11 protein-coding genes and 1 tRNA gene are annotated in these 11,928 nt (G+C 62.6%); all 12 read left to right on the forward strand.

What is annotated here, in order from left to right:
• Positions 1-1,040, forward strand: a 1,040-nt coding sequence (locus VLY20_03295) for an aminotransferase class I/II-fold pyridoxal phosphate-dependent enzyme (protein HUK55665.1), incomplete at its 5' end; no start/stop codon positions are given.
• Between the two features lie 36 nt (positions 1,041-1,076).
• Positions 1,077-2,402, forward strand: coding sequence for a homoserine dehydrogenase (locus VLY20_03300; protein HUK55666.1), 1,326 nt, complete (start codon positions 1,077-1,079; stop codon positions 2,400-2,402).
• Positions 2,403-2,404: 2 nt separating this feature from the next.
• Positions 2,405-3,457: a threonine synthase gene (gene thrC / locus VLY20_03305; GenBank protein ID HUK55667.1), complete on the forward strand. Its 1,053-nt coding sequence runs from the start codon at positions 2,405-2,407 to the stop codon at positions 3,455-3,457.
• A gap of 7 nt (positions 3,458-3,464) precedes the next feature.
• A complete protein-coding gene (locus tag VLY20_03310; GenBank protein ID HUK55668.1) occupies positions 3,465-4,679 on the forward strand; it encodes an aspartate kinase in 1,215 nt (404 codons plus the stop codon).
• 14 nt (positions 4,680-4,693) lie between these two features.
• Positions 4,694-6,271 carry a citramalate synthase gene (gene cimA / locus VLY20_03315; GenBank protein ID HUK55669.1) on the forward strand — a complete coding sequence of 526 codons (1,578 nt, stop codon included), beginning with the start codon at positions 4,694-4,696 and terminating at the stop codon, positions 6,269-6,271.
• 18 nt (positions 6,272-6,289) lie between these two features.
• Positions 6,290-7,483 (forward strand): trypsin-like peptidase domain-containing protein, encoded by a 1,194-nt coding sequence (locus VLY20_03320; GenBank protein HUK55670.1) that lies wholly within the window; start codon positions 6,290-6,292, stop codon positions 7,481-7,483.
• A 174-nt stretch (positions 7,484-7,657) separates the two neighbouring features.
• Complete coding sequence (locus tag VLY20_03325) at positions 7,658-7,936, forward strand: integration host factor subunit alpha (GenBank protein HUK55671.1); 279 nt, start codon at positions 7,658-7,660, stop codon at positions 7,934-7,936.
• Between the two features lie 7 nt (positions 7,937-7,943).
• Positions 7,944-8,390: a MerR family transcriptional regulator gene (locus VLY20_03330; GenBank protein ID HUK55672.1), complete on the forward strand. Its 447-nt coding sequence runs from the start codon at positions 7,944-7,946 to the stop codon at positions 8,388-8,390.
• Between the two features lie 203 nt (positions 8,391-8,593).
• Positions 8,594-8,667: transfer RNA gene (locus tag VLY20_03335), tRNA-Pro, on the forward strand.
• Positions 8,668-8,929: 262 nt separating this feature from the next.
• Positions 8,930-9,730: a 5'/3'-nucleotidase SurE gene (gene surE, locus VLY20_03340; GenBank protein HUK55673.1), complete on the forward strand. Its 801-nt coding sequence runs from the start codon at positions 8,930-8,932 to the stop codon at positions 9,728-9,730.
• A 31-nt stretch (positions 9,731-9,761) separates the two neighbouring features.
• Positions 9,762-10,412, forward strand: a complete 651-nt coding sequence (locus VLY20_03345; GenBank protein HUK55674.1) for a protein-L-isoaspartate(D-aspartate) O-methyltransferase — start codon at positions 9,762-9,764, stop codon at positions 10,410-10,412.
• A 7-nt stretch (positions 10,413-10,419) separates the two neighbouring features.
• Positions 10,420-11,925, forward strand: a complete 1,506-nt coding sequence (gene cysS, locus VLY20_03350) for a cysteine--tRNA ligase (GenBank protein HUK55675.1) — start codon at positions 10,420-10,422, stop codon at positions 11,923-11,925.
• Positions 11,926-11,928 lie beyond the last annotated feature (3 nt).

Genomic DNA, 11,928 nt, shown 5'->3' on the forward strand with positions numbered 1-11,928 from the left:
AGCATATCGTGGACAAGGCGATCGAGGCGATGAAAAATCCCCGGAACCATCGCTACTCCGCTTCGCGCGGCATCACAAAGCTTCGCGTCGCGATCGCGGATTGGTACCGTCGGAATTTTCAGGTCGAGATCGATCCCGAGACGGAGGCGATCGTGACGATCGGCTCCAAGGAGGGCATCGCCCATCTGGCCCTCGCCACGCTCGGTCCCGGAGACGCGGTGCTTTGCCCCAGCCCGACCTATCCGATTCATACCTACAGCGTCATCATCGCGGGAGCGGAGGTCCGGAGCGTTCCGCTCCGGGAAGACAACGACTTTTTTGAGGACCTGAAGGCGGCCTACCGGACCGCCCTCCCGAGGCCGAAGATGTTGATCGTGAATTTTCCGCACAATCCGACGACACGCGTCGTGGACACGGGCTTTTTCAAAAAGCTGGTCGACTTCGCCACGGAGCACCGCCTGATCGTGGTGCACGACCTGGCCTATGCCGATCTGGTCTTCGACGGGTACCGGGCCCCCAGCTTTCTCCAGGTGCCGGGGGCGAAGGAGATCGGGGTCGAGTTTTTCACCCTGTCCAAGAGTTACAATATGCCGGGGTGGCGTATCGGGTTCTGCGTCGGGAACCGGGAGATCATCAAGGCCCTGATGCAGATCAAAAGTTATCTCGATTACGGCATTTTCCAGCCGCTCCAGATCGCGAGCATCATCGCGCTGAACGGGCCGCAGGACTGCGTCCGGGAGGCGGTCGCGATGTACCGGAGCCGGCGGAACACGCTGGTGAGCGGCCTGAACCGGATCGGCTGGAAGGTGGAAAAGCCTCTGGCGACGATGTTCGTCTGGGCCCGGATCCCCGAGCCGTTCCGCGACATGGGCTCTCTGGAATTCACCAAGATGCTTTTGAACGAGGCCAAGGTGGCGGTCTCGCCGGGGATCGGGTTCGGCGAGTACGGCGACGACCATGTCCGCTTTGCGTTGGTCGAAAACGAGCACCGGACGCGTCAGGCGATCCATGGAATCAAGAACGTTTTAAAAAAAGGGTAGGGGCAGGTCCCTGTGCCTGCCCGGATGATCAACGTCATGCATCCTAAAAAACAAAAGATCGGCGTGGGGATCATCGGGTTCGGGACCGTCGGAACCGGCGTGGTCAAGATCCTGACGGACCGGGCGGAGGACATCCGTCGGCGGCTCGGCGTTCCGCTGGAGCTGGTCCGGATCGCGGACCTGGACTGGAAGCGGGACCGCGGCGTCGAGGTGAAGCCGGGTCTCCGGACCTCGAAGGCGGACGAGGTGATCGACGATCCGGCGGTGGATATCGTCGTGGAGCTGGTCGGCGGCTACGAACCGGCGCGCACCTTCATCCTCCGGGCGTTCGAGAAGGGGAAGTGCGTCGTGACGGCGAACAAGGCGTTGCTCGCCGTGCACGGCGAGGAACTCTACCGCGCCGCGCAGAAGGCCGGCGTGGATCTGGGCTTCGAGGCCAGCGTGGGGGGCGGGATTCCGATCATCCGCGCGATGAAGGAGGGGCTGGCCGCGAACCGGATCCTGTCCATTTACGGCATCATCAACGGCACGGCCAACTATATTTTAAGCAAGATGACCGAGGAGCAGCAGCCCTTCGCCGAGGTGCTGGCCGAGGCCCAACGCATGGGTTACGCCGAGTCCGACCCCCGCTTTGACATCGAAGGGACCGACTCCGCCCACAAACTGGCGATCCTGGTGACGCTGGCGTTCGGCACGCCGGTCGATATCAAATCGATCTACACCGAGGGGATCACCGGCGTCACGCCGACCGACATCGCCTACGCCAAGGAGTTCGGCTACCGGATCAAGTTGCTGGCGATCGCCAAAGCGAGCGACCACCAGATCGAAGTCCGGGTCCATCCCACCATGGTTCCGGAGGACTACCTGATCGCGACGGTGAACGGCATTTACAACGCGATCTACGTCGTGGGGGACGCCGTGGGGAATACGCTCTTCTACGGGCAGGGGGCCGGAGCGATGCCGACCGGCAGCGCCGTCGTGAGCGATCTGATGGAGGCCGGCCGGAATCTGCTGTACGATTCGGTCGGGTGCGTCCCGCCGACCGGCTTCGATCCCGACCGGAGGGAGGCGCTCCGGATCAAGCCGATGGAGGAGATCCGGAGCTTCTATTACCTGCGTTTCATGGCGATGGACAAGCCCGGCGTGCTTTCGCGGATCTCCGGCGCCCTGGGGAAATACAACATCAGTATTTCCTCCATGATCCAAAAGGGGCGGAAAGTCGACGAGGCCGTTCCGGTGGTGATGATGACCCACAAGGCCGTGGAGCGGGACGTTCAGCGGGCCCTGGCCGAGATCCGGCTGTTTCCCGACGTCAGCGATCGAACGGTCCTGATCCGCGTCGAGGGAGAAGAGGAAGCGTGAGCATGTGGACGGGCATCATCGAGGCCTACCGGCCGTTTCTTCCGGTGACGGACCGGACGCCGGTCGTGACCTTGCACGAGGGCAACACGCCGTTGATCCGCGCGAAGAACCTGACCGCCGCGATCCGTCCGGACATCGAACTGTATCTCAAATACGAGGGAGCCAACCCGACGGGATCGTTCAAGGACCGCGGCATGACGCTCGCGATCTCCAAGGCGATCGAAGGCGGATCCTCGGCCGTGATCTGCGCCTCGACCGGGAACACCTCCGCTTCGGCGGCCGCGTACGGCGCGCGGGCCGGGATCAAGGTCTACGTCCTGATCCCCGAGGGAAAAATCGCGTCGGGCAAGCTCGCCCAGGCGATGATCCACCGCGCGGTCGTGATCCAGGTCGACGGAAATTTCGACGAGGCCCTGACGATCGTCAAAGAGGTCTCGGAGAAGTACCGCCTCACGCTGGTCAACTCGATCAATCCGTACCGGCTGGAAGGCCAGAAGACGGCCGCGTTTGAAGTCTGCGATCAGTTGGAAGGCCCTCCGGCGTTTCATTTTCTTCCGGTCGGCAACGCCGGAAACATCACGGCCTACTGGATGGGATACAAGGAATACCGCGGGCACCGGCGGATCGACTCGCTACCCCGGATGATGGGATTCCAGGCGGCGGGCGCGGCGCCGATCGTGCTGGGCCACATCGTCGAGAAACCCCGGACGATCGCCACGGCCATCCGGATCGGAAATCCGGCCAGCTGGAAGAGCGCGGAGGCCGCGGCCGCCGAGTCCCGTGGGGAGATCAATCTGGTGACGGACGAGGAGATCGTGGAGGCCTACCGGATGATCGCCGGGTTGGAGGGAGTCTTCTGCGAGCCGGCCTCGGCGGCCTCGGTGGCCGGCGTGATCAAGCTGAACCGGCAGGGCCTGTTCAAGAAGGGCGACCGCGTCGTCTGCACGCTCACCGGCCACGGGCTGAAGGATGTCGAGACGGCGATGAACGTTTCCCAGAAGCCGATCACGATCAAGGCCCGGCTTGAAGACGTGGTGAAGGTGTTGGGATACTGAAAGAAAGATGGCACTGATTGTTCAAAAATACGGCGGGACGTCCGTCGGCAATGTCGAGCGCATTCGGAACGTGGCGGAGCGCGTGGCCAGGGTCAAGGCGGCCGGGAACGACGTGGTCGTGGTCGTCTCGGCGATGGCCGGCGAGACGGATCGCTTGCTGAAGCTCGCCGGTCAGGTCTCCTCCCGTCCGGAAGAGCGGGAGGTGGATCTCCTGTTGTCTTCCGGCGAGCGGGTGACGAGCGCGCTGCTGGCGCTGACGCTCCAGGAAAAAGGGTTCAAGGCGCAGGCCTTCACCGGCCGCCAGGTCGGGATCATCACGGACAGCACGCATACGAAGGCCAAGATCGAGCGGATCTCGGCCGACCGCGTGCGGGAGGCGATCGGCGAGGGCATCATTCCGGTGATCGCGGGTTTCCAGGGAATCAATCAGAAATCGGACGTGACGACGCTGGGGCGCGGCGGATCGGACCTGACGGCCGTCGCGCTGGCCGCGGCCCTGAAGGCCGAGCGCTGCGACATCTACACCGACGTGGACGGCGTGTACACGACCGATCCCCACGTCGTTCCGGGCGCGCGCCGGCTAGAGAAGATCTCGTACGAGGAGATGCTGGAAATGGCCAGCCTCGGCGCGAAGGTCCTTCAGGCCCGTTCGGTCGAATTCGCGGCCAAATACCATGTGCCGGTGCGGGTGCTGTCCAGTTTCAACGACGGGGAGGGGACGCTGGTGACGAAGGAGGACCGGGATATGGAACAGGTGGTGGTGTCGGGCGTGACCTATGACAAGAACCAGGCGAAGATCACGATCACGGGCGTGCCCGACCAGCCCGGCATCGCGGCGCGGCTGTTCGGCGTCATCGCCGAGGCCGGCGTCAACGTGGACATGATTCTACAGAACGTCAGCCAGGAAGGCCTGACCGACATCTCCTTTACCGTCCCGAAGGGGGACGCCCGGAAGGCCGTCGAGATCGCGGGCAAGATCGCCCGCGAGATCGGGGCCCGCGACGTGCAATTGAAGGAGGACATGGCGAAGGTTTCGATCGTCGGCGTCGGCATGCGGACCCATTCCGGGGTGGCGGCCCAGATGTTCGCCGCCCTGTCCAAGGAGGGGATCAACATCATGATGATCTCGACCAGCGAGATCAAGATCTCCTGCGTGATCGACGGGAAATATACCGAGCTGGCCGTGCGGGCGCTGCACGACGCCTTTGAACTCGGAAAATAGGAAGGCGGACCCTCATGCATTTCGTCGAGATCTACGACACCACGTTGCGGGACGGCGCCCAGTCCGAGGATGTCTCGTTTTCGGTCGAGGATAAACTCCGGATCGCCGAGAAACTGGACGGCCTGGGCCTGCAGTACATCGAGGGCGGCTGGCCCGGATCCAACCCCAAGGACATCGAGTTCTTCAAAAAAGTCCGGCACCTTCCGCTGAAGACCGCGACGATCGCGGCCTTCGGGGCGACCCGGAAGGCCGGCCACCCGGTGGCCAAGGACCCCAACATCCGGGCCCTTTTGGACTCCGGCGCCGGGCTGATCACGCTGTTCGGAAAAAGCTGGGACCTGCATGTGACGGACGCCCTGGGCATCTCGCTCAAGAAGAACCTGGAACTGATCTCCGACTCGATCCGCTACCTTCGATCCAAGCGGAAAAAGGTCTACTACGACGCCGAGCATTTCTTCGACGGATACAAGGCCAACCCGGACTACGCCTTGAAAACGCTGAACGAGGCCGTGCAGGCGGGGGCGGATTGCGTCATTCTGTGCGACACCAACGGCGGGACGATGCCCTGGGAGGTGAGGGACATCTTCTCGACCGTGATGCAGGAGGTCCGGATTCCCTTGGGCATTCATGCCCACAACGATTCGGAGATGGCCGTCGCCAATTCCATCATCGCGGTGGAACTGGGGGCGGTGCAGGTCCAGGGGACGATTAACGGGTTCGGCGAGCGGTGCGGGAACGCCAACCTCTGCTCGATCCTGCCCAACCTCAAGCTCAAAATGAAGGTCGACTGCATCTCGGACGAACAGCTCGGACGCCTCAAGGAGGTTTCCCGGTTTGTGACCGAAATCGCGAACCTGTCGCCGGACAAGCACCAACCGTACGTCGGCGACAGCGCCTTCGCGCACAAGGGCGGGGTGCATGTTCACGCCGTCAGGAAGAATCCGCTGACCTACGAGCACGTCCGGCCGGAGTTCGTGGGAAACCGCCAGCGCGTGTTGGTCTCGGACTACGCCGGGCGGAGCGTCCTTCAAGGCAAGGCGGACGAGTTCCGGATCCGTTTGAAGAAGAGCGGTCCGAAGTTGAAGCATTTGCTGGAGACGCTGAAGGAACTCGAGAGTCAGGGATTTCAATTCGAGGGGGCCGAGGGGTCGTTCGAGTTGCTCATGCGGAAGGCCGAGGGAACGCACCAGCGGTTTTTCGACCTGATCGGTTTCCGCGTCATCATCGAAAAACGACGGGAGCGGGAGGATCCGGTCTCGGAGGCCACCATCCTGGTGAAGGTCGGCGACCACGTCGAGCATACCGCGGCGGTAGGCAACGGGCCCGTCAACGCGCTGGACCACGCCCTTCGCAAGGCGCTGGAGAAGTTTTATCCGCAGTTGAAAGAGATGAAGCTGCTGGATTACAAGGTGCGGGTCCTGGCGGCCAACCGGGGAACGGCGGCGCGCGTCCGCGTCCTGATCGAGTCGGGAGACCGGACCGGAAAATGGAGCACGGTCGGCGTCTCGGAAAATATCATCGAGGCGAGCTGGCAGGCCCTGGTCGACAGCATCGAGTACAAACTCCTTCAGGATCGAAGGAAGAAGCGGTAGCCGATGAGCGGGGATTCCATGCCAACGTTTTTTTTCGGCCGGGGCCGTCTTCGAGGCGCGCTCGGCCTCGCGCTCGTCGTCGGCGTTTTTTCGGGAGCGTTCGCGGCCTGCGAACGGGCCGACGCGCCGCGGCCGGGGCGGGCGTCCGGCCCGGGTCCCGCGGCGACCAGCGCGTACCGTCCGACGGAAGAAAACCCGGCGCCTCCGTCGGCGGAGGTGTTGATTCCCCGCACCCGGTTTGCCCAGATCGCGAAAGCGGCGGCGCCGATGGTCGTCCATCTGAAAACGGTTCAGGAACTCCGGGACGAATGGCCCCTTTTCCATCGAAAGTCCGATCACGCATTTTTTGAGCGATTTTTCAAAGACCTCCTGGGGCTGTCGAAAAAGGCGGTGACGAAGCAGGAGGGGGTGGGTTCCGGCTTTATCGTGAACCCGGCCGGATTTGTCCTGACCAATTTTCACGTCGTCAGGCACGCGGATGAGATCCGCGCCGTTCTGTCGGACGGGCGGGAAATGCGCGCCTACGTGGTCGGTGAAGATCCGCGCACGGACCTGGCGCTTCTTCGGCTCGAAGGCGAAGGCCCTTTTCCCGCGGCCGATTTGGGGGATTCCGACCGGCTGGAGTCCGGCGAGTGGGCGATGGCCGCGGGCAGCCCCCTGGGCCTGTCCCAGACCTTTACCGTCGGCGTGGTCAGCGCCACCGGGCGGTCGCATCTCGGCATCACCTCCCGGGAAAATTTTATCCAGACGGACGCGTCGATCAATTACGGGAACAGCGGCGGGCCCCTCTTGAACATCAACGGTGAGGTGGTCGGCATCAATACGGCGATCATGCCCACGGGACACGGGATCGGTTTTGCCATCCCGGTCAACATGGCCCGCGGGTTCGTCGACGAGGTGTTGAGGGATCAGCCGGTTCGCGCGGCCTGGCTCGGGATCGAGGCGAGGGCTCCGTTCGCCGGACAAGCGGACGGGAACGGCGTCGTCTTGCAATCCGTGCAGTGGGGCAGCCCCGCCTGGCGATCCGGACTTCGACCGTCCGATCGCATCCTCCGGGTGGACGATACCGATCTAGAGGGCGCGGCGCAGTTTAAGCGGATGATCGCCGACGGGGGAGTGGGGGTCGAACGGACGCTGACGGTCGAGCGCGACGGCGCACCCGAAACAATCCGGGTCCGATCCGAGGCGCAACCGTCGCGCGTTTTCCCTTGACATTCTTTCTAACCTGTTGTATTTTATGTTCAATTTTTTTATGCCTCCCAATTCCAGCGGGGGAAGGACGAAGGCGGCCCAATCGGCGGTATTGATCCCGAATCGTTTCGATGCATGATCACCGGGCGTTCGTCGTGAACGCCGGTCTTGAGGTTGAAGAGAAGGAGGGGTGGAATGAGAAAAGCCGACATTGCCAATGAGGTTTACGAGCGGGTCGGGATTTCGAAAAAAGAGGCGGCCGAGATCATTGAAACCGTATTAAACACGATCAAGAGCGTTCTTCAAAAAGGAGAAACGGTCAAGATCGCCGGCTTCGGCAACTTTGTCGTTCGAAGCAAACGGGCGCGAAAAGGTCGAAACCCCAAAACGGGCCAGGAGATCGGGATCACGCCCCGGCGCGTGGTGACGTTCCGTCCCAGCCAGGTGTTCAAGAAATTTGTGAACAAGTCGTAGGTGGCCCTTGAAAAAGAAAATCGGTCTTGAAACGGAAGAGGGGAATCCTTCCGGCGCGCGACCGGACCCGGATCCCCGTTCGGCCCCGCCGCCGGGCTCCAACGGTCACGAGCGGCTGTTTTACAAGATCAGCGAAGTCAGCGACATCACCGGCCTGGAAGCCTATATCTTGCGGTATTGGGAATCCGAGTTCCCGATTCTCCGTCCCCAGAAAAGCCGCGGCCGTCAACGGATCTACCAGAAAAAAGATATCGAAACGATTCTGAAAATCAAGCAGATGCTCTATGAAAAAGGCTTTACCATTGCCGGAGCACGGAAAGTGCTGGCGGCGAGGAACGGTGATCCCTCCGAAACCGCGGCCCGACCGATATCCAAGGAGTTTGTCTACCGCCTCCGGGGTGAGTTGGCCGAAATCTTGCGGATTCTCTCCTCGCACGACAACCAGAGCGCTTGATCCCTGTTTTTGCGGAACGACACCCCGCCTTTCCGTCGTCCGGATCCTTGCGCGCTTTCGAATCCGCATAGCGAGCGCAGTCCCCGCCTGGGAGGGCGGGTCCGCGAGCGAATTAAAAATAAGATCTTTTCCACCCGGATCGAACCTGCCCGCCGGCAGGCGGGGAATCCCCGGCCGGAAGGTCGGGGTTCTTCAAACGAACACGGGGCGTAGCGCAGCCTGGTAGCGTACTCGCTTGGGGTGCGAGTGGTCGGCGGTTCAAATCCGCCCGCCCCGATACATATTGTAAAATCGCTGAGGCCGGTGCGGGGGATTTGCTCCCGAGCGGAAGGCGCTGGCGCGCGATATTTTGATTCCGCGCCTTCGGCGCGGTGCGTGTTCAAATCCGCCCGCCCGAAAATTTTCCGCAGGAAAATTTTCCCCTATTTACTATTTACAATTTTCCTTTGCTGCGGAAAATTTTAGTAAATGGTGAACGGTAAATCGTCCATGGTTTCGAAGTCCGTCCCCACGGACTTTTTTATTGCTGAGAATCATCCATGCTGATCCTGGTTACCAATGACGACGGCATCCAGTCGCCGGGGATCAAGATCCTGGCCCGGGTCTTGAGGCGGATCGGAGAGGTTTACGTCGTGGCGCCGGACCGGGAACGCACGGCGGCCGGCCACTCCCTCACGCTTCACAAACCCCTGCGGATCGAGCCCCTCGGTCCGCGCACGTTCAGCGTCAGCGGGACGCCCACGGATTGCGTTAATCTGGCGGTCAACGAAATTCTTCCGCGCCGTCCCGACCTGGTCGTCTCCGGCATCAACCGGGGGGGGAATCTCGGGGACGACGTGACCTATTCTGGGACGGTATCCGCCGCCATGGAGGGGACGCTTCTGGGGATCCCTTCCATCGCCCTCTCGCAACTGGGCGAGGGCGATTTTCAATTCGAGGCGGCGGCGCGGTTCGCGGTGCGCCTGGTCCGCCGGGTCCGTCGCCTGGGTCTTCCCCCGGACACCCTCCTGAACGTCAACGTCCCCGACCGGCCTCCGCAGGCGATCAAAGGCATGCGCGTGACCTGTCTGGGCAAGCGCATCTTTGATTCCGACAACATCATTAAAAAGGAAGATCCCCGGGGCAAGATCTATTACTGGATCGGCGGAAACCGGGTGGCCTGGGAGGAACGGAAAGACACGGATCAGGAAGCCGTCGAAAGCGGCTTCATCTCGGTGACGCCCGTTCATCTGGATCTGACCAATTACAGCGCCCTGGCCGCGTTGCGCGACTGGGAGAAACGTTTGATGCCGCCGCGCCGGCGGCCGCGTCCCGCCCGCCGCGCCCGGCCTCCGGCTTAACTCCGTCCCGTCAAGGATCCGACCCATGGTGATCGATTACGAACGCGCGCGGTTGAGGATGGTCGACGAGCAGCTGGCGGCCCGGGGCATCAAGGACCGGCGCGTTCTTTCGGCGATGGGGCGCGTGCCGCGCCACCTCTTCGTGGAGGATGCCCTTCGGGACCGCGCCTACGGAGACCATGCCCTGCCCATCGGCGATCAGCAGACCATTTCACAGCCGTACATGGTGGCCCTCATGACGGACAGCCTGGCGCTCAAAGGCACCGAGCGGGTTTTGGAGATCGGAACCGGGTCGGGATACCAGACCGCGGTCCTGGCCGAACTGGCCGCGCGCGTCTATTCCATCGAACGGATCGCCGGCCTCGCGGCCAAAGCGCGCTCCCTGCTCGCGTCGCTCGGCTGCCGGAACGTGACGATCAAGGTGTCGGACGGGTCCTACGGCTGGAAGGAAGAGGCTCCGTTCGACGCGATCCTGGTGACGGCCGGCTCGCCGGAGGTCCCGACGCCCCTCGCCGACCAATTAAAGGAGGGAGGGCGCATGGTGATTCCGGTGGGGGACCGGACGACTCAAACGCTGAAGAGAGTGACCAAGACGCCGGCCGGGATCGAGGTCGCGGCCCTGACCGGGTGCGTCTTCGTGCCGCTCATCGGCGGCCACGGCTGGGGGGATGCGAACGCGTGAGCAACGGATGCTGAAGATCGCGAACACTCTCACGGGGAAAAAAGAGCCGTTCCGCCCCGCGCGGGCCCGGCGCGTCGGGATGTACGTCTGCGGCGTCACGGTTTACGATCGCTGCCATCTGGGCCACGCCCGCTCGGCCGTCGTCTTCGACGTCATCCGTCGGTATCTGGAATACAAAAAGTACCGGGTGCGCTACGTCAAGAACTTCACGGACGTGGACGACAAGATCATCGCGCGGGCGGCCAAGGAAAACCGGCCCTGGACCGAGATTGTGGAGCGGTATATCGCGGCGTACGGGGAGGACATGGGGCGGCTGGGCGTGCGGGCCGCCGACCGCGAGCCGAGGGCGACGGAGCACATCCCGGAGATGATCCGCTTGATCCGGCGGCTGATCCGGAAAGACTTCGCCTACGCCGTCGACGGCGACGTCTACTATCGGGTCGAGAAGTTCAAAGGGTACGGCCGGCTTTCCAAACGGAAAGCCGACGAGCTCCTGGCGGGCCTGCCTGCCGGACAGGCGGGCGCCCGCGTGGAGCCGGACGAGCGGAAAAAAAATCCGCTGGACTTCGCCCTCTGGAAGGCGGCCAAGCCGGGGGAGCCTAGCTGGGAGAGCCCCTGGGGTCCGGGACGGCCGGGGTGGCATATCGAATGCTCCGCGATGTCGATGAAGCTCCTGGGCAATTCGTTTGACATCCACGGCGGCGGAATGGACCTGATCTTCCCCCATCACGAAAACGAGATCGCGCAGTCCGAGGGCGCGACCGGAAAACGGTTCGCGCGCTACTGGGTCCACAACGGCTTCGTGAACGTCAATCAGGAGAAAATGTCCAAGTCGCTCGGGAATTTTTTCACGATCCAGGAAATTTTCGAGAAATCGGTCTGGCCCGAGGCCGTGACGGCCGAGGTCCTCCGTTACTTCCTCGTGGCGACCCATTATCGCAGCCCGATCGATTTTTCGGACGAGGCGCTCAAAGCGGCCAAGGCGGGCCTGGATAATTTCTACACCATGTTCCAGAAGCTGGAGGAGCCGACCGCGACGGCGTCCGGCCCGCTGGACCGGAAGCTGCGCGCGGCGCTCAAGGCGTTTCCGAAACGGTTTGAGGCCGCGATGGACGACGACTTCAACACCTCGGAGGCCGTGAGCGAGATGCAGCAGCTTCGGGCCGTGGTCAATGCGGTCCTGGGCCGGGGAATCTCCCGGTCGTCGTCCCAAGCCGTCCTGAAACTGTTCCGGAAATACGGCGGGTTGCTGGGCCTCTTTCAATTGGACCTGGAAAAATGGAAGGTGGGTTCTATTCCACTCTCTGATGGAAAGAGGCTTGAAATCTCCGTAGCGGGTCATGTTGATGTAGCTGTGCTTGATGACAACCGAGTGAATGCCCTTGTAGCGGAGCGACAGGAAGCGCGCCGGAACAAGGACTGGGCAAGGTCCGATGCGATTCGCAAGCAACTGGCCGAGGCCGGGATCATCCTCGAAGACCGACCGGACGGGACGACGCGGGTGAGACGGTAGTAA

The organism is Nitrospiria bacterium, from assembly GCA_035517655.1.
In the GTDB taxonomy this organism is placed as follows: Bacteria; Nitrospirota; Nitrospiria; order JACQBZ01; family JACQBZ01; genus JACQBZ01.